General features: G+C 40.5%; 17 protein-coding genes and 2 pseudogenes. 12 read left to right on the forward strand and 7 right to left on the reverse strand.

Going from position 1 to position 19,079, the window contains the following annotated elements; translation table 11 throughout:
* Window positions 1–23: 23 nt before the first annotated feature.
* Entirely contained in the window at window positions 24–1,004 is a 981-nt protein-coding gene (locus PQ578_RS14030; protein ID WP_273834883.1) for a tyrosine-type recombinase/integrase, read from the reverse strand.
* A 128-nt stretch (window positions 1,005–1,132) separates the two neighbouring features.
* On the opposite strand from PQ578_RS14030, the gene PQ578_RS14035 reads away from it, so the two are divergent.
* The 6 genes from PQ578_RS14035 (at window position 1,133) to glnA (ending at window position 6,919) form a co-directional block, all read left to right on the forward strand.
* Complete coding sequence (locus PQ578_RS14035; RefSeq protein WP_098443435.1) at window positions 1,133–1,318, forward strand: cold-shock protein; 186 nt, start codon at window positions 1,133–1,135, stop codon at window positions 1,316–1,318.
* A gap of 14 nt (window positions 1,319–1,332) precedes the next feature.
* The gene (locus PQ578_RS14040) at window positions 1,333–1,689 is read left to right on the forward strand and encodes a hypothetical protein (protein WP_224879863.1); all 357 of its coding nucleotides are present in this window, start codon (window positions 1,333–1,335) and stop codon (window positions 1,687–1,689) included.
* Between the two features lie 90 nt (window positions 1,690–1,779).
* The gene (spoVK, locus tag PQ578_RS14045) at window positions 1,780–2,706 is read left to right on the forward strand and encodes a stage V sporulation protein K (protein ID WP_224880163.1); all 927 of its coding nucleotides are present in this window, start codon (window positions 1,780–1,782) and stop codon (window positions 2,704–2,706) included.
* 55 nt (window positions 2,707–2,761) lie between these two features.
* A complete protein-coding gene (gene hflX / locus PQ578_RS14050) occupies window positions 2,762–4,024 on the forward strand; it encodes a GTPase HflX (protein WP_273834886.1) in 1,263 nt (420 codons plus the stop codon).
* Between the two features lie 12 nt (window positions 4,025–4,036).
* Complete coding sequence (locus PQ578_RS14055; protein WP_273834887.1) at window positions 4,037–5,305, forward strand: methionine gamma-lyase family protein; 1,269 nt, start codon at window positions 4,037–4,039, stop codon at window positions 5,303–5,305.
* Window positions 5,306–5,581: 276 nt separating this feature from the next.
* Window positions 5,582–6,919: a type I glutamate--ammonia ligase gene (gene glnA, locus PQ578_RS14060; protein ID WP_273834888.1), complete on the forward strand. Its 1,338-nt coding sequence runs from the start codon at window positions 5,582–5,584 to the stop codon at window positions 6,917–6,919.
* A gap of 144 nt (window positions 6,920–7,063) precedes the next feature.
* On the opposite strand, the pseudogene PQ578_RS22560 reads toward glnA, so the two are convergent.
* From PQ578_RS22560 to cdr, 6 genes and pseudogenes are all read right to left on the reverse strand, one after another.
* Window positions 7,064–8,219: pseudogene (locus PQ578_RS22560) on the reverse strand (site-specific integrase).
* 557 nt (window positions 8,220–8,776) lie between these two features.
* Window positions 8,777–9,397 carry a hypothetical protein gene (locus PQ578_RS14070; protein WP_273834889.1) on the reverse strand — a complete coding sequence of 207 codons (621 nt, stop codon included), beginning with the start codon at window positions 9,395–9,397 and terminating at the stop codon, window positions 8,777–8,779.
* 2 nt (window positions 9,398–9,399) lie between these two features.
* Window positions 9,400–9,987 carry a hypothetical protein gene (locus tag PQ578_RS14075; RefSeq protein WP_273834890.1) on the reverse strand — a complete coding sequence of 196 codons (588 nt, stop codon included), beginning with the start codon at window positions 9,985–9,987 and terminating at the stop codon, window positions 9,400–9,402.
* The gene (locus PQ578_RS14080) at window positions 9,935–11,134 is read right to left on the reverse strand and encodes a hypothetical protein (RefSeq protein ID WP_273834891.1); all 1,200 of its coding nucleotides are present in this window, start codon (window positions 11,132–11,134) and stop codon (window positions 9,935–9,937) included. The genes PQ578_RS14075 and PQ578_RS14080 overlap by 53 nt, the downstream gene beginning before the upstream one ends.
* A gap of 58 nt (window positions 11,135–11,192) precedes the next feature.
* The gene (locus PQ578_RS14085) at window positions 11,193–11,606 is read right to left on the reverse strand and encodes a helix-turn-helix domain-containing protein (protein ID WP_337958020.1); all 414 of its coding nucleotides are present in this window, start codon (window positions 11,604–11,606) and stop codon (window positions 11,193–11,195) included.
* A gap of 555 nt (window positions 11,607–12,161) precedes the next feature.
* Window positions 12,162–13,815: pseudogene (gene cdr, locus PQ578_RS14095) on the reverse strand (CoA-disulfide reductase).
* A 405-nt stretch (window positions 13,816–14,220) separates the two neighbouring features.
* Between cdr and PQ578_RS14100 the strand changes: the two are divergent.
* The 6 genes from PQ578_RS14100 (at window position 14,221) to PQ578_RS14125 (ending at window position 19,077) form a co-directional block, all read left to right on the forward strand.
* A complete protein-coding gene (locus PQ578_RS14100; RefSeq protein ID WP_273834892.1) occupies window positions 14,221–14,979 on the forward strand; it encodes a C40 family peptidase in 759 nt (252 codons plus the stop codon).
* Window positions 14,980–15,111: 132 nt separating this feature from the next.
* Window positions 15,112–15,576, forward strand: coding sequence for an NUDIX hydrolase (locus PQ578_RS14105; RefSeq protein ID WP_273834893.1), 465 nt, complete (start codon window positions 15,112–15,114; stop codon window positions 15,574–15,576).
* 28 nt (window positions 15,577–15,604) lie between these two features.
* On the forward strand, window positions 15,605–16,138 hold the full coding sequence (locus PQ578_RS14110) for a dihydrofolate reductase family protein (RefSeq protein WP_273834894.1): 534 nt from the start codon (window positions 15,605–15,607) through the stop codon (window positions 16,136–16,138).
* Window positions 16,139–16,288: 150 nt separating this feature from the next.
* On the forward strand, window positions 16,289–16,498 hold the full coding sequence (locus PQ578_RS14115) for a hypothetical protein (RefSeq protein WP_273834895.1): 210 nt from the start codon (window positions 16,289–16,291) through the stop codon (window positions 16,496–16,498).
* Window positions 16,499–16,506: 8 nt separating this feature from the next.
* Window positions 16,507–16,956: a YoqH family protein gene (locus PQ578_RS14120; protein ID WP_273834896.1), complete on the forward strand. Its 450-nt coding sequence runs from the start codon at window positions 16,507–16,509 to the stop codon at window positions 16,954–16,956.
* Between the two features lie 312 nt (window positions 16,957–17,268).
* Entirely contained in the window at window positions 17,269–19,077 is a 1,809-nt protein-coding gene (locus PQ578_RS14125) for a glycoside hydrolase family 2 protein (RefSeq protein ID WP_273834897.1), read from the forward strand.
* Window positions 19,078–19,079: the final 2 nt, after the last annotated feature.

Raw genomic sequence — 19,079 nt, forward strand, 5'->3', positions numbered from 1 at the left:
GATGAGGGACTTTTTCATATTTACTACGAGGAGATTTGTTGTTTTTCCATATAATCGAAGTAGCGTTTCAGTGTGAGATCGGCTTTTAATCCAAACTGCATGCGCAGCTGGTCGACGGAAAGATCATTTTCAATAGCCTTAATGACGCATGTTCGTCTCATATGCTGAGCAGAAACGCCTTTTCGCAAGCCGGCGCGCTGAACTTCAAGGCGAATCATTTTTTGAATCGCGATTTCGGTTAGACGCTTCGGACGATCCACTTCATAACTCCAGCGATACGTTTGGCGCTGAAAATCAAATGAAACAAACAGCGGATCATCGCTATGAAGCCTTGGTCTAACGGGCGCAGGAATCGTATGATAATAATCGAACAAAATCTTCTTGTGCTCAGGATTTAAATGAACGGTACGTTTTCCGGAAGCCGAAGTTACGACTAGTTCATTTTGTTCGAATGAAACATCTTTCATAGAAAGAGCAGATAGCTCTTGTAACGTTAAACCATAATTGAGGAAAAGCCTGGCAATGATCAAATTCCGATCAATCAGAAATTCCCGTGCTCTTAGCTGGTTGTCCGTTAAATCTTCAAGTGACACGATCGTTTCAAGAAGTTTTTGCGCTTCTTCTTCTTGGAGAAAGTCGGTCTCGATATAACCGGCATCTTCATTGGTTGGTAGGACGACTTCTTTCATTGGATTGGTCTTTGTTCGATTTAACGACATATAATAACGATATACTTGATTTAGTACAGTCATAATTCTCTTTAATGTTCGTTCTGAATAGTGACGCTCAAGGTGCAAATAGCGTATATACTCCTGTAGCTGTTCCGTTGTGAGATTACGAAAATTCTCGAAATCGACCTTTCGATGGAGAGTGCGATGCCAGACGGTAAAATCAACGAGGTCATAGCGATAGCGGCGGAGTGTAGATGCCTTGCGTCCTTTTCGTTCGAGCGACTGCAGGTACGCTTCTAGAAAGTCTGGAAGCGGCTGATTAAAAAGCTCCATTCGATGACCACCTCTCATTTTGTTCCATTATAACAAAATCAGTGCACGTGTTGTTTTACTTTGGGTTACATGTTTTTGGGATAATTGGAAATACTATTGATAACCAAATCGTAAAGGAGCGGTTAGACATGGCCTTTTTTTCAAAACAGCAGCAGGAACCTATTCCAGAAGTAGATACGGACGTCTGGTCTTGTGCGAGTGGAGATTGTGCTGGCTGGATGCGAGCCGATTACTCGTTTTCTGATACACCTGCTTGCCCTTTGTGTGGCGCTGAGATGATGAGTGAAGTTCGAAACCTACCAGAAATTAAATAATCATGGGGGAACACATGAATAAAATTGTTGAGAAAATTAGGGATAAAGCTGAACAAATTGTTAGCGTGACGAAAGCAGCGGGTAAAGGGAAGCACGTTGCCTCCATGCAGCACTTTTATGACGTTTTTACCGAACTTCCCGAAGTGCAACAGAAAGAGGTTTCTTATTTAAGAAGTCGTTTTGTTTTATATACGCTCCACGAGAACGATATATTCATGAAGATGCTCGAACGTTCAGATGGGCATGTGCTTGAGATTGACGTCGTTGAAAAAGGTGATGTGCTCACTCGTTACAGATCGTATGAAGCGAAGAGAGGCGAACAGAAAATTCATATTCCTGAATCCTTTGTTGATCGGATCGGAACAAGTTAAACACTCTTAAGGAGTGTTTTTCTTTTGGGCGTTTGTCACGGATTCTGGGCAGGTGCGTATACTATCGTGTCAGATTAAAGCGAGGTGAGCATCGTGCAGCAAACCGTAACGCAACGAAAAGGTCAAATTAATATCGTCCTTCGTCAGACGGAAGGACTACAAGAGACGGCAGATGCCGCACTAAGTCAAGCAACGAAAAAGCATATGCCGCTTGAGCGAATTCAGCAGGAAATGGAACAGCTAATCGGGTTAAAAGAAATGAAATACTTACTAAAAGAAGTGTATGCATGGCTTTATGTGAACAAGTGCAGAGAGGAAAATGGCTTAAAACAAAATACACAGGCACTTCACATGATGTTCAAAGGAAATCCCGGCACAGGGAAAACAACGGTAGCCCGCCTATTAGGAACGCTTTTTCTAGAGATGAACGTTCTTTCTAAGGGACATTTGATTGAAGTGGAGCGGGCCGATCTTGTTGGGGAATACATTGGTCATACCGCTCAAAAAACGAGAGAGCTTGTTAAGAAAGCAAAAGGCGGCATTCTATTTATTGATGAAGCCTATTCACTAGCGCGTGGTGGCGAGAAAGATTTTGGTAAAGAAGCGATTGATACGCTTGTGAAGGCGATGGAAGATCACCACAAAGACTTTATCCTTATTCTAGCAGGCTATTCAGATGAAATGGAGCACTTTCTCTCGCTAAATCCTGGCTTGCCGTCGCGGTTTCCACTGGTGATTGATTTTCCGGATTATTCAAATGAGCAGCTGCTTGAGATCGCAAAAAAGATGGCCGCAGAGAGACAGTACCGGTTTTCCAGAGAGACGGAGTGGAAGCTAAAGCAAAGCTTTTTGAAGAAGCGTGAGCGGGAAACAAGTGCATTTAGCAACGGTCGCTTTGTTCGGAACATTATTGAAAAAGCAATCCGAAAGCAGGCTGTCCGCTTGCTTCAGGCAGACGTCATTGATCGCTCGGCGCTCGAGCTGCTCTTACCAGAAGACATCCCTATAGAAGATTAAATGCGCATCTGGTATGATGGGAACAGACTGATTGATAAAGGCAGGGAACGTACATTTGAATAAAGAAAGAATTGAAGCAGCTGAACCGGCGATTTTGATCGGCATTCAGCTTCAAAATCAAACAGATGCACAGTTTGCATATACGATGGATGAACTTGCAGCATTAACCGAAACGGCAGGCGGTGTCGTGGAAGGCACGCTCTCACAAAAGCGAGAGCGTATTCATTCGGCAACCTTTATAGGAAAAGGGAAAGTCGAAGAGCTAGCCTCGTTAATCGAAGAAAAAGAAGCAACAATTGTTATCTTCAATAGTGAGCTCTCCCCAAGTCAGCTTCGAAACTTATCAGAAGCGTTAGACGTAAGAGTCATTGACCGTACACAGCTCATTTTAGATATTTTCGCACAGCGAGCGAGATCACGAGAAGGCATGCTTCAGGTTGAGCTCGCTCAGCTTCAATACATGCTGCCGCGCCTTGCAGGACAAGGAACGTCCTTATCAAGGCTTGGAGGCGGTATTGGTACAAGAGGACCAGGTGAAACGAAGCTTGAAACGGATCGTCGTTACATCCGTAATCGGATCACAGATCTGAAGCGTCAGCTCGACAATACGGTGAAACACCGTGATCAATACCGGGCGCGACGAAAGCGGAACGAAACGCTTCAAGTGGCGTTAGTCGGGTATACGAACGCGGGGAAATCAACGATTTTTAATCGACTAACGAAAGCTGATTCCTATGAAGAGGACAAGCTATTTGCGACACTTGATCCGATGACGAGACAGCTGAATCTTCCGAATGGTTACAATGTGTTGTTAACAGACACGGTAGGATTCATTCAGGACCTCCCAACAACGCTTGTCGCTTCGTTTAAATCAACCCTTGAAGAAGCAACAGAAGCGGATTTAATTCTGCATGTCATTGATGCGTCCCATCCTGATCGGGAACGTCATGAAGAAATCGTGCTAAAGCTATTAAAGGATTTAAAAGCGTCGCACATTCCCGTCCTTACCGTCTTTAATAAAATTGATCGAACAGATCCGTCTGTGCAAAGTAGCGTGAATGAACAGATTCTCATTTCTGCTCTAAAGCAAGCTGATTTAAAGCGATTAAACGACCGTCTACAAAGCGAAGTGTTAAAGCAGATGGAGTATTTCTCGATTTCAATTAATGCAGACCAGGGCGACAAGCTCGCTTACTTACAGCGCAATACTGTTCTAATTGAGCGTAAATGGGATGAAGAAAAAGATCACTACAGATGTAAGGGATACGCTCCTGAACATTTATACAAGCGCATTATTAACGAGTGGAACAACGACTAGGAGTAGAAATCTATGTTTATGAATTTTACACATCAAGAAGAACTAAAAACATTATCAGAGCAGGCTGAAGAAAAGATCCAGCCAGTTTTAAGAGAAATCGATGCGCGAGTTGAAGCAAATCAATACCGCGTTCTTGAGGCATTTCACAAAAATCGCATTAGCGACTTTCATTTCACACCATCTACAGGTTACGGCTATGACGATACAGGAAGAGATACGCTTGAACAGCTTTATGCGGACGTATTCGGCGGCGAAGCAGGACTCGTGAGACCTCAAATCGTCTCTGGTACGCATGCGATCTCAACCGCGCTATTCGGCGTACTGCGTCCAAACGATGAGCTTCTCTATATAACCGGTGCACCGTACGATACGTTAGAAGAAATCGTTGGCACTCGTGGAGAAGGAAACGGATCGTTAAAGGATTTTCATATTGGTTATCAAGCAATTCCGTTAGCTGACGGAGCGGTTGATTTTGACGCTGTGAAGAGTGCCATCACACCGCAAACAAAAATGATAGGGATTCAACGGTCAAAAGGATACGCGAATCGACCGTCATTTACAGTCGCAGAAATTGAAGAAATGATTGCATTTGTTAAATCGATCAAAGAAGATGTGATTGTTTTCGTTGATAACTGCTACGGTGAGTTTGTGGAAGAGCAGGAGCCATGTCACGTTGGGGCTGATCTTATTGCCGGATCACTGATTAAAAACCCTGGCGCAGGTATCGTCAAAACTGGCGGTTACCTTGTAGGGCGAGAAGATTTAATTGAGCTTTGCGGCTATCGCTTAACGTCCCCTGGAATCGGGAGAGAAGTAGGGGCATCGCTTTATTCGCTACAGGAAATGTATCAAGGCATCTTCCTTGCACCACATACGGTTGGTCAAGCGGTTAAAGGCGCTGTCTATAGCTCAGCGCTCCTAGAAGAAGCTGGGTTCAATACAACACCTCACTGGAACAGCAAGCGAACCGACCTCATTCAATCGGTTCAGTTCGATGACAGAGAGCGAATGGTTGCGTTTTGTCAGGCGATCCAGGCGGCATCTCCGGTCAATGCACACGTACGTCCTGAACCTGCCTATATGCCAGGGTATGAGGATGATGTCATCATGGCAGCGGGAACATTTATTCAAGGAGCGAGCCTTGAATTATCAGCTGACGGACCGTTAAGACCACCTTACGTTGCGTACGTCCAAGGCGGCCTAACGTTTGAACACGTGAAAATTAGCGTGCTTCGTGCTGTTGATGATTTGTTGAAAAAAGGTTTGATTACTGTTTCATAAGGGTAAAAGGTAGGGATTTCAGTCCCTGCCTTTTTTTGCGCGAAAAAGCATGTGAGATTATCTCACGTACGTTAACACGATAACGTAAACATTCGTGTATGATGAGAGTAAGTGAAGAAGGGAGCGGCAATTTCGAATGTTAATGCGATTCTGAATTTTAGAATTGCGTGAAACTGTCCTCAAGTGGAGAGAGCAAAAGAGCGTTAAGACGTGAAGCACTCGGTTATCCAAAGCATTCACTAAATCTTTTTATTTCTTAAGGAGGATTCATTTTACATGGCTAACAAATTCACAGCAGACGATATTAAGAAAATGGCGCAGGACGAGAACGTTAAGTTCATTCGCTTGCAGTTTACTGACCTACTAGGGATTATTAAGAACGTTGAAATTCCAGTTGATCAGCTTGAGAAAGCTCTTGATAATAAAATGATGTTTGACGGTTCTTCGATCGAAGGTTTCGTACGCATCGAGGAATCCGATATGTATCTTTACCCGGATCTTGATTCATGGGTAGTCTTCCCATGGTCATCTGAAAAAGGGAGAGTCGCTCGTCTAATTTGTGACATCTACAGCCCGGATGGCACGCCATTCGAAGGGGATCCTCGTTCAGTTCTAAAACGCGTTCTAAAAGAAATGGAAGAGCTTGGCTTCTCTGACTTCAACATTGGACCAGAGCCAGAATTCTTCCTATTCAAAATGGACGAAAACGGTGAACCAACGCTTGAACTTAATGACAAAGGCGGATACTTCGACCTTGCGCCAACAGACCTTGGTGAAAACTGCCGTCGTGATATCGTTCTTGAGCTTGAAGACATGGGCTTTGAAATCGAAGCATCTCACCATGAAGTAGCGCCAGGACAGCACGAAATTGACTTTAAATACGCTGATGCTCTTACAACGTGTGACAACATCCAGACGTTTAAGCTAGCAGTTAAAACAATTGCTCGTCAGCACGGCCTGCACGCAACGTTCATGCCGAAGCCACTATTCGGTGTTAACGGATCTGGGATGCATGCGAACATGTCCCTCTTCAAAGACGGTGAAAATGCATTCTACGAGCCGAAAGATGAGATTGGTCTAAGTGAAACAGCACGTCAATTCATTGCTGGAACAATGAAGCATGCTGAAGCATTCACAGCGATCACAAACCCAACAATTAACTCATACAAGCGTCTAGTACCTGGATACGAAGCGCCTTGCTACGTAGCATGGTCTCTTCGTAACCGTAGTCCGCTTATCCGTGTTCCTGCTTCTCGCGGAATCAGCACACGTATCGAAGTACGTAGCGTAGATCCATCTGCGAACCCGTACCTTGCAATGGCAGCACTACTTGCAGCTGGACTTGATGGCATCAAGAACAAAATGACGCCACCAGAACCAACAGAGCGCAACATCTACGTGATGGATAAGCAAGAACGTGTAGAAGAAGGCATCACAGACCTTCCAGCAACACTTCACGATGCGCTTGAACTTCTTAAGAAAGACGAAGTCATGATGAAAGCACTAGGCGAGCACGCAGCCGAGCACTTCATCGAAGCTAAAGAGATCGAATGGGATATGTTCCGTACCCAAGTACACCCTTGGGAACGTGAGCAGTATATGACGACTTACTAAGAGCCAAACCCCTTGATACGACTAGTATTAAGGGGTTTTTCTTATTTGGTCAAAATGTCATTTGTGTATCGAAAGGATGCTATGACCAAATTTTGGCCAAAAAAATTCCGAAAAAATAATTCTGACCAAAAAAACTGACCAAAATCATTCCATTACATTCTTTATGTACTGTTCGTATTTATAGAGTGTATCTTTTTCAATTTTTTTACTGACATGAGCATAGACATCCGATGTAATTTGAATGTACCGTGTCCTAATCGATTCTGTACACACTTCATGTCTTCCCCTCATTCTAGAAGCAAGTCAGCCTGAGTATGAAGGAGAGAGTGGATTGGCATAGATGGAAGTGCTGGAAGTGCTGGAAGTGCTGTATGCTTCAATATTGGATAAACGCATTAAACAAACTGGATCTAGGCATGAAATTACCATAGATACGACAAAGGACCAGATTTAACTCAAGATGATAAATTTCGTTGATAGCAAGCTTATTCAGGTTCTGTTGCTTCTTATGGAAGTGGAGATCGTCCATTAAGCCCTGGCTAATTGTGATTGTTCTGTTAGATTTATAGGTCTATGTATCCCCAAACAATTCTTCATTTAACTTTGATTTGAAATCCAGTGTTTTGCTGATGCTGATTGTACCTTCATTTAAGACAATATCCGTCCATTGGAGAGCAGCAGCTTCTCCTTTTCGCATACCCGTCTCAATAAGTACCTTGAAAAACATTCAGTAAATGTAACTGTACTTGTAAGCTTATTACAAAAAAAGAAATTATGTCACCAGAGTTCATATACTTCAATTCTGCGCTTTTTTCTTCTCCCATGATGTAAGTCCTTCAAAAGGGCTTCTTTCGAGCTTACCGAAAGTTACAGCCTTTTTCATGGCATTTGTCATGGTTGTGTGGACTAACTCCTCAGTACGCTTGCTATATCCCTGCCCAGACAGATGATTCAGGAATTTTTGATACATGATTGGCTTTACATCTGAGAGACTTATCTTTTTTTAAGTAGGGGAGAATGTGCTTGTTTACATTACGTTCATGCAATTCATATGATTTTTACGTATATGCCCTTGATAATAATTCAACAATCAATCATTCAGATATTGTTCCAGGAGAAGAGGAGCATGATCAAAATCAAAACCTGATTAAATTTTCGCTTCTTCTTCCGATGCAGCATGTTGTGCTTCTTTCTTGAACTTAAATCCTCCTTTTGATTTTAATTTATTCGTTTATGTAAAGGTGTCTTTGTAAGAAATTCGATATTCCCAATTGGTACCACGCTTACGAAATGTGGACATAATACATCCTCCTCGAATCAGGTATTTTGTTTTGAACTTGCACCAAATGTTCCACACACAACTCTGACGTAATCTTAAATGTGTCTGACATCTAGGGGCTTATCCATATCTGTGTATTTAAGCATGTTATAGGGGAAAGAAGCATAACGTGTGAAGTGTCGCGCATCACGCTCCTGAAGCTCTCTAAAGCTTCGGGCATTAATGTCTGATTTCCTGCATGGCTAAGGATGTGGCAAATTTCATAAAAAAACACTTGGAGTTGATTTTGTTTGGTAAGACGAGTATCGATCGTAATAGATATAAAACGACCATTTACTTAATAAGCATTACCTTCTTCGTAATTAACAAACATTTCAAAAAAACGTGCGATTTTTCTATCTTTAAATCCTTGGGTTTTATGATTCCCATTTGTTTATATAACTTCATTACCCAATCTTCAAGCGGGCTTGTGATGTAAGTATGTTCCATATGCTGTCACCTCAATTAATATTACGCAAACGTTTGTTCGTATTTATAACAAAAAGAAAATGACCAATTGTTGGGCATTTTCTTGATGATTAAGATAGCTCTCTTATAAAAGATAATTCTCTTTTTATTAAATCTAATAAGGTTTCCATTGGTTTAGGATCTGAAATGTTATTCAGTAATACGTTTAGATACTTGTCAATTAGTATTAAGCGACTAATTACAGTAACCAATTCTGTTAGTTCTGGATTGTATTCTAGGTCTTTTACCAAAGATTCATATAAAGAAAAATCTAGCTGAGTATAGTAAATAAGTATTAGTTCTTTGATTTTAACATCTTCCCCAATAAGTCGCTCAGCAAAAGCTTTGCTTTCAAAAGGGTTCATTGCATCAAATAACTTGTTGGCAACCTCAATATTCTTAGTGTATTCCTCTTTTATTTTTTGAACATGAAGCAGCTGCACTCTTTCTTTAGCATCTTCTTCTCGATGTTTTTGCATTGAAAATAAAATTAAAGCAATCCCAGCTGAAATAGAGGCACCAATTAGAGTAAATGAGGATCTAATTAACAATTGCACTAAATCGAAATTTGAAGAATCAATTATTATATTTTTGTTGATTAAAATGAGAATAATTATGAAACTGGATGTTAATGAGGCAAAAAAAAGTAACGTTAAAAAAAACATTGAACTCTTAGAAAGGTATTTTTTCATTCTTAATACAATCCTTGAGAGAGGCGACTGGCTATTTCATTAGTTAAATCAATGAAATCATCATCTAATGGTTTATTAAATGAATTCACAGATTCGATCACTTCTCCTAAATTAAAATCAGCCTCCCCTAAATACTCCGGATGTGCATTTTGCTTAACTTTAGAGGAGGCTTGATCTTTTAAACGGCGTTTCACTTCTTTCAAATAGGGTTCTTTTATTTCGAACAGTACTTTTACATTTTCTAAAAACATTTTCTTCTCTAAATCACCAGGGGAACCACATTCATAACACTTGAAGTGTTTTAATTCATTATCTGTTAGAATGTTTAGTTCCCCACAATCGCTACACTCATATCTGTAAAGTCTTACAAGTGGGCCATCGTTAGCTGAAAAAGCAATAAACAAATTAATAACATCTTTTGGAGAATAACCAAAGTTAAATGAAAACCTGTAAGGGTTTAAATTATTTGCTCCTAACCTAACTTCCTGGAGTAGAAATTGACCTATTTGTGGAGCAATCTCATCATAAGGAATAATTTCATTCAGATAGGGTTTCTTCGAATAAATATTTGCTAATTCTGTAGTGAACATAGTCTTCCTTTAACCTCCTTTTTGTAGAAGGACTATTGTAATAGTGTATCTCTATTGAGCCAACTCTTTCTCTTAAGGAGACTTCGACAAAATCAAAGGTCTCTTTTTCAGGCAGTTTACTAAAATCGTTTTCGTCAAATTTCCAAAAGCAAGACAGTTCACTTACTTCTTTATATTCATGAATTAAGTCCTTAAGGTTCCAGTAAACTTTGGAATTGTATATTGGATCACGTTTTGGATTTCTAGTTTTTGACTGAATGAAATTTTTATCCAAAAAAGTGAATGCGAATATAAAACCATTATAAAACATTTTAGAGTCCAAATGTAATGAAAGGTCTTGGTAAAAAGCTGACTTTACTCGATCGGAGTATAATTCAGGATCGGCCATTTTGAGGTCATTTTCCAAAAAAGATAATATTTTGTTATCAACGGCCTCTTCCGTCAAATTCTCATCCATATGTTCTTTAATTACGATTTCAGCTTTTTCTGATTCTTCTTTAAAGATTGAATATACCAAACTGTGAATCGTAGTTTCTGTGTAGTCATTTAGAGATAAATCTCCGTCTATATTATTTATGAAAGCTTTTACGGTTTGTAAAACAGTGTTGTGGTTTGGGATTGATTTTGAAACATAATGCTTCCTCAATCTAATCTGGAGAAGAGAATTATCAAAATCAAGAAGGCATGGAACATAAAAAATCGATTTTTGTTCGGAATCTCCTAATTTAATTGTTTCTATTCTATACAGAATTAAAACCTTGTTTTCTTCTTGTCGCAAAGAAATGAATTTTTCATCAGGTTTTACAGTTGCACTTAACATTCTGTCCACTTGTGGTTCATCCTCGAATCTACTCATAAACTCATTTGCATCTATTTCGCTTTCAAGATGAAATAAATGTACGTGATCTTGTAAATTAAAAAACAATTTTTCAAATAACATTTCATCAATCTTCTTATCTACATCGGGATTTTCTTTTATGTTGTCATTTAGAACTTCAGCAAACTTTTCCCAACTGGTTCCGGCTGTAGGAATAGCTTTCAATTTTTTTGAGAAATCTTCAATTTCGTTTGATAACAATTCTCTTAAATCCTGTACTTCGAAATTCCTTAAAATTGGAGAACTATAAGTTCTGAGCAAGTCTGCCATTTGATTACCACCTTATAATAGAATATGAAAAAGCCTAGGCTAATTAGTCCCAGGTGTATTATTTTTGCGCATTCTTCCGTTCTTTCGCCTTGTGTGAAATCCACTCAAAATGTCTTCTAACCTCTTCAATATCCTCTGGAGAAAGATTCTTCCATTGATCGATATCAAAAAAGCCACTATCATCGATGCCAAATTCCTTAATGAGTTTGCTTAACTCTTCGAGGGAGTCGTAATCATCATTATTTTTTGTATCTGATGATTGTGGATTATCTGTCCTACCTAAAAGGTAGTCGGTCGTTACAGTGTGAATTTCTGCGATCTTTTGAAGAGTATCATAATCTGGTTGGCGAGAACCTCTTTCATACGCTGTATACGCTGGTCGAGTAATACCTAAAATGTCAGCTATTTGTTGTTGAGTTTTCTTTTTCTCATTTCTTAATTTGATCAATCGTTTTGCTAACAGCTTTCTCACCTCATTCTTTATTCTATTTTACAGTAACGAACAGTTACCATTAAATGCATGTAACAAAAAGAAACATTTATTTGCTTTTGGGATTGAATATGTAACATAACGACACTAAAGTATAAATGTAACGAAACGATACAATACATTGGAGGTGGATTTCATGAGGGGATGGTTAAAAGAGTTACGATTCCAAAGAGGGGTGTTGAAAGGTCATACTATACAATGATCGAAACTGGAAATAGAACACAGAGTGTTAAAGTAGCGAAATCAATTGGTAATGTAATCGGTTTTGATTGGACAATTTTTTTGTAGAAGAATATGACGAATGCTGGGACTGTTCTAGCGATTCAGAGTAGAAATTAAGGGCTAAACTGGAGTTATATGAAATAAAAGCGACATACCTTAGCAAAATAGAATAGGGGATGTCGTTTTTAATTAATAATATCTATAAGATGGAGGATTTAGTATACTGAAGCAGTAGAACAGTCACAACACAGTAGGTACAAGCAATAGTAATCTTCTTTTATAGCTCAAGAAATTATCTAAATTACTACTCCTGAATCATTCTTCCCCCTTAACCTCTTCATAAGTCCGATACCCTCCATCAAGATTAACCGCCTCAAACCCATTCTCTCTAAGAATACGTGTCGCAATATACCCCTGTAACCCAACCTGACAGTGCACATAAATCGTCTCACCCTGCGGCAGCTCATGAAGCTTCCCCCGTAATTCATCAACTGGAAGATTAATAGCTCCCTTAATAAAAGCCTTTCTCATATTCGGCTGGATTTCGCACATCAATAAGTGTCCCCCCATTTTCCACGATCGCATCAATCTCATGCCATTGAACCGTTTCGATCATGCCTTCGACGATGTTACTCGCTACGTATCCTGCCATGTTCACCGGATCTTTCGCTGAAGAGTAAGGAGGAGTGTAGGCGAGCTCTAAGTCAGGGAGGTCGAGAACGGTTAAGCCGCCCTTAATCGCGGTTGCGATGACATCGATTCGCTTATCCACGCCATCTTTACCGACTGCTTGCGCACCGAAGATCTTTCCTGTTTCTTTATCAAAAATGAGCTTCAAGGCAATGGGGGAGGCGTTTGGATAATACCCGGCGTGTGAACCTGGATGAACGTGCACAACTTCATAATCAATGCCAAGGCTTTTTAAAGTTTTTTCATTATTACCTGTCGTAGCAACGGTGTAGTCAAACACTTTGGCAATGGATGTCCCGAGTGTCCCTTTATACGGCGTTTTTTTGCCGTAAATGTTATCCGCAACGAGTCGTCCCTGTCTGTTTGCGGGCCATGCTAAAGGAATCATGGTTGGTTGTTTGTTAATGTAAAATGTTACTTCAATCACATCGCCAATCGCATAAATGGAAGGATCACTCGTTTGGAGGTATTGATTTACTTGAATTCCGCCTCGTGTACCTACGGATAACCCGGCTTGAACAGCGAGTTCATTTTCAGGGAGGACGCCGATTGACAAAATGATTAGATCTGTCTCGATCTCTTTTCCGCTTACGGTGGCTACTTTCGTTCCATTGCCTTCAAAAGCCTTTACACCGTCATTTAAAATCAAGTGAATGCCTTTATTCCTAAGGTGCTGGTGAACGATGGCGGCCATTTCATAATCGAGTGGTGGCATGATTTGATTTGCCATTTCAATCAGTGTGACGTTCATGCCGAGGTCGCTCAAGTTTTCAGCCATTTCAACCCCGATGAAGCCACCGCCTATAACAACAGCTTGGGATGGCTTCTCTTTATCAACATAAGCTTTGATCCGATCGGTATCAGGAATATTGCGAAGCGTAAAGAGTGCCTTTGCTTCATTAAGACCAGGGATTGGTGGCACAATCGGACGCGCTCCTGGTGAAAGAATTAGTTGATCATACGTTTCTTCGTAAGTTTGACCGGATTTTAAATCGTGCACAAAGATGGATTTTTTTGCACGATCAATTCGTGTAACTTCGCTCAATGTACGAATATCAAAGTTATACCTTGCGGCCATGCTTTCTGGTGTTTGTACGAGTAGTTTCTTGCGGTCTTCAATCGTTCCACCTATATAGTAAGGGAGCCCACAGTTGGCATAAGAAATATACTCCCCTTTATCAAACATGACAATCTCCGCCGTTTCATCTAATCTTCTTAAACGAGCAGCTGCTGTTGAGCCACCAGCTACGCCACCAACAATGACAATTTTCTTACTCATATGATCGTCTCCTTTTTAATTACCCTATGGGGTATTTACATTTTTATTATAGATCATTGAATCAAAAAGAAATGTGACATACCTCACTATTTTAATAGATTGGTGGAGAAATGAAACGAAGGTATTGTCACTACTAATAGAGCTTCTAAATGTTAATTAGAGAGAAGAATAGAGGGGGAGTGATAAGATATTACAAAGATATTCCTTTTTGTAAAAAGCGATAATCCAGGCTTAATGACAGTGAAACCTCATTACAGAACTTTTCTGTTAGACTAAGTGAATCGGCTCGAAGGCGTGTGGAAATCACACGGCAACATCTCGTTTGCTAGTCGTTACATATCCTAAATTTTCATCTGTCTATCAAGTTGCAAACTTCAGCTAGAATCAGTTACAGGAGGAATTTACATGAACAAATCTATATTAACCGCACGAATTGCTTCATCAACTTTGGTGGCCGCGATGGTCTTTTCTCCGGTCTTTAGTGAAGGGGCTTTTGCTAAGGTCGATTCAAATGACGTGAAGCAAAGCGATTCTGTTAGTTCATCAATCAATGTTCTGGGTAGTGGGGATCGTGGCGAGGCTGTTACGGCGCTCCAAACAGAACTTGAATCACTAGGTTATTATACCTACCACGTCGATGGTATTTTTGGTCAGATCACAGAAGATGCTGTTGAAGACTTTCAAGAAGACAAGGGACTTACTGTAGACGGTATAGCTGGACCTGAAGTTATGGGTGCGCTATCTGCTGTGGATTCCGGAGCTACTGAACCAACTTCAGATGAAGAACCTACCGAGTCCGTCTCACAATCTGAAGTCGTATCCACGGCGAAAAGCTTAATCGGAACGCCATATGTATGGGGCGGCACGACACCAGACGGGTTTGACAGCAGTGGCTTCATCCAATATGTGTTTAACGAAGCTGGAGTCGACATATCACGAACGGAACGTGATATGTGGAAATATGATGGAACAGAAGTAGAGTCTCCGGCAATCGGGGATGTTGTCTTTTTTGAAGGCACGTATGATGTAGAAGGAGCTTCACATAGCGGAATCTATATCGGCGACAACAAAATCATCCATGCTGGTAGCGGCGGTGTAGAAGTCACTGATCTTAGCTACGACTTTTGGAAAGACCATTATTTAGGCGTGAAATCATTCAAATAAATCCAAAGCCAGTGCCCGGCGCACTGGCTTTTTTCTATGGAATAGAAGTACCACAATTCTTTTATGCTCATTTACAGCCGCTTCAAATATGAATATAGTTGTAAGTACATAGGTATGGAATGGAGGTTTTTCATGGATTACATACAGCACCTACGGTCCATGGTAGGTCACGAGAAAGTGATTATGGTCGTCGCGGGCACAATGGTTTTTGATAATGAGAATCGCCTTTTGCTGCAGCTTCGTTCTGATAATGAGTCATGGGGATTGCCTGGTGGGTTTATGGACTTTAACGAATCAGTACAGGAAACGGCAAGAAGAGAAGTGTTGGAAGAGACTGGGCTTGTGCTAAAAGAGATGTCACTCTTTGGTATCTACTCGGGACCCGACAAAGAGAAAACGTTTGATAATGGCGATCAAGTTTCACCTGTTCAAATCCTCTTTCGCTGTCACGATTTTGAAGGAGAACTGCGCGGAAGTGAAGAATCATTCGAGATAGCCTTCTTTTCTCTAGATGCCTTTCCTGATCAACTTTTTAGCGAGCACAAACGGATGATAAATGATTTAATAAGTGGTAAGGAACAGCCTATAATAGGGTAATGGAAATAAGTTTGAAAGGAATAATTCAATGACAAACCGAAAAGTATCTGTTTACATTGCGACAAGCGTTGACGGCTATGTGGCAACAGAAGATGACTCACTCGACTGGCTTTTTAAAGTTGAACCAGAAGGTGACGCGGGTTATGAGGAGTTCATGAAAGATGTGGACACCATGATTATGGGTCGTCGTACGTATGACTGGGTGATGGAACAGGAGAACGGAGTAAATCCATATCAAGGGAAAATGTCCTACGTGTATACAACTCAATCAAGAGAAAACACAGAAGATGTGACCTATACATCGGAAGATCCGACGTCACTCATTGAACGATTAAACGAGCAGGGTGGTGGAACGATCTGGCTTATCGGTGGTGGTGTACTCGTTCATGAATTTCTTGAGAAAAATTTGATTGATGAATTTATTATTTCGCTTGCTCCAGCCCTAATCGGAAAAGGGATCCCGCTGTTTCAAAAAAGCGAGATTACACATGAGCTTGAATTAACCGATGTGCGCCAGTACGGACAGTTTGCTCAGCTACATTATCGCGTAAATAAAGCTTAATCCAATCTTATAGTAGAAAAAAGCCATTCTTGCACTATGGATGGCTTTTTTGTTGTGAAAAAACGTTTCTAATTAATTAGTAGATGCCTCTTCTTAAGAATTATTGAAAAAGTGCTAATTGACTGTAGGCTATACAAACTGGAGGTGACGTTGAATGAAATGGAAGCCGAGTTTCTATGCGATTTTGTCTGGGCTTCTGGGGGTTTTTGTAATTTTCCTGGCACTGATACAGTTTTATGGACAACGGTTGCTAAATCGAAAAAAAGTAAAGGTTTTGTGCACTTATTTGAGAGGCTATTCACAAGGCGCCCCGCTTGGTTAGTTTTTTGTCATGAAGACAAACTAATCAAAAAAGAGTGAGGTGTAAAATGAAGTCGTTTCTTTGGAGCTTGTGCTTTGTGGCGTGTCTCCTTCTATTTCCAACACAATCAAAAGCGGTCACACTTCCCTGTACCATGGTCTTAAACCCAGTAGAGGATACTCTTTCGAATGCAAAAGGGAGTGCGTTAGTATACAAAGTGCAACTGAATCCACCAAGTTTTCCTCGTACAAATGTAAGCGTATTGGCGGTGCACCTACCAAAACCATCGACTTTTGGTGCGTATGATCGTTATGAAGGATTCACTTACATACCTGATGAAATAAGCTGGAGATTTAAGCTTTATCCCACTCCTGAAGAGAATCCAACTTGGGCTGGGAGGTTCGATCTCATCACTGCAAAATTAAAGAATGCCCTTGTTCAAGTAAGGGCCACGAATTCCAATACCGAAAAATTAGGCCCGGTAGTATTAACAAATGAAATAAAAGCCTGTAGGTAATTTCATTTATGCAGTGAAAAATTAACTTTTACACGTATACAGATATTCCATAAGCAAGCGCTCACTTTTTACTGTGAGCGCTTATTTGTGTATTTAAGCAAATCGCGTAAATTCTATTATCATGATCCTGTTTTGTATCAAATTTTGAAGTGAGCCCCTTAAGACGCAGTGATCATATCTCTATTTTAAAAATAGTTTGCTTTTTATTACTATTTTAGTTGTAATGAAACTTATAATTATGTAATAATAGAAATTAATTAATGAAAGCCCTTACTTAAGGGGTGCAGGAGTGCATTAGAGGAGGAAGTCAACATGGCGATCAAGACCACATATGTTTTACAAAAGCGTGCGAGTACGGAAGAAGAGCATCCTCGACCTCAGTTTAAGCGAACGGAATGGTACGACTTAAATGGAGAATGGCAGTTTGAATTTGATGATGAAGATCGTGGAGAACCCGAAAAATTGTTTAATCAAAAGAAAGATTTAATGCAAACGATTCAAGTCCCTTACGCTTACCAAAGCAAAAAATCTGGCATTGAGGTAGATGAAAACCATGAAGTGGTTTGGTACAAGCGTGAATTTCATTGGGAGAAAGAGACCGATAAAAACCTTTTACTGCATTTTGAAGCTGTTGATTATTACACCAAAGTTTGGGTGAATGGAGAATTTATTGGTGAGCATGAGGGTGGCCATACACCATTTAGCTTTTCCATTACGAATGCCATCTGTAACGGTGAGAACACGATCGTCGTTCGGGTGGAAGATCGCAATAGTGTGGAGCAGCCGGTTGGGAAACAGTCTTGGAAAGATGACAACTTTTTATGTTGGTATTCAAGAACGACAGGTATTTGGCAATCGGTTTGGCTTGAGGAAGTGCCACTTCAGTATATTGAGGATGTTAAGATGACGCCACAAGTGGAAGAAGGGAAACTCTCGATTGAAGCGAGTCTACCCCGTCAAAAGAAAAAAGCATACTTCGAGGCAACTATTTCTTTTAAAGGGGAGTGGATCGATACCGTAGGCGTATGGGTGAAAGAAAATCAAACGAGTGTAGAACTCACCGCCAACGTTGAATCGGACCTAGCTGATTTTCGCGTCTTTTATTGGACGCCAGATACACCGAATCTGTATGATGTGACGTTTCAACTATATGTCGATCAAGAGATTGTAGATACGGTCGAAAGTTATTTTGGGATGAGGAGTATTGAAATTCAGGAAGATAGAATTCTACTTAACAGAGATACCTTTTATCAAAAACTAATTCTCGATCAGGGCTATTATAACGATTCGTTGATGACAGGGGATTACGAGCAGATGGAGTCTGACCTTCTTAAAGTGAAGGAGATGGGGTTTAACGGTGTTCGACGTCATCAAACAATTGCGGATAGACGGTACTTAGCTCTATGTGATGAATTAGGGTTAGTTGTGTGGGCGGAGATGCCAAGTATTTTTAAGTTTACTAGCAAGTCCATGTTCCGAATGATGGATGAAACGAGAGAGATGGTACAAAAACATTACAACCATCCATCCGTTATTATTTATACCCTTATGAATGAATCGTGGGGAGTGAATGAAATCTACCACCGAGAAGATCAACAGTCGTTTGTAAACGCTCTCTATTATCAGACAAAGGCTCAGGATCCGAGTCGACTCGTCATAGGAAATGATGGATGGGAACATACGCTAACCGATATCTTGACGATACATGATTACAATTCTGATGCGGAATCACTAAAAAATAGCTACAAGATGGATTTTGTAAATGGTAGTCCATCAAAAACAAGCCGCAAGCAAAATTATGCGAAGGGGTATGCGTACCGTGGGGAACCGATCATGATCAGTGAATATGGGGGTATTGCTTACGGTAATGAACAAAGCGATGTTGAGTGGGGCTATGGTAATCGACCTCAAACAGAGGAAGAGGTACTCGAACGCTTAGAGGCACTAACAAAAGTGATTATGGAGAATGACGCCATTCAAGGTTTTTGCTACACACAACTGACAGATGTAGAGCAGGAAGTGAATGGCCTTCTCGATCATCACCATGAATATAAATTTGATCCAAAACTAATTAAGAAGATCTTATTATCCAGGCAGTCCAACGGCTTTATCTTTGAATAATA

This window comes from Guptibacillus sedimenti (assembly GCF_028610665.1).
Classification (GTDB): domain Bacteria; phylum Bacillota; class Bacilli; order Bacillales; family Guptibacillaceae; genus Guptibacillus; species Guptibacillus sedimenti.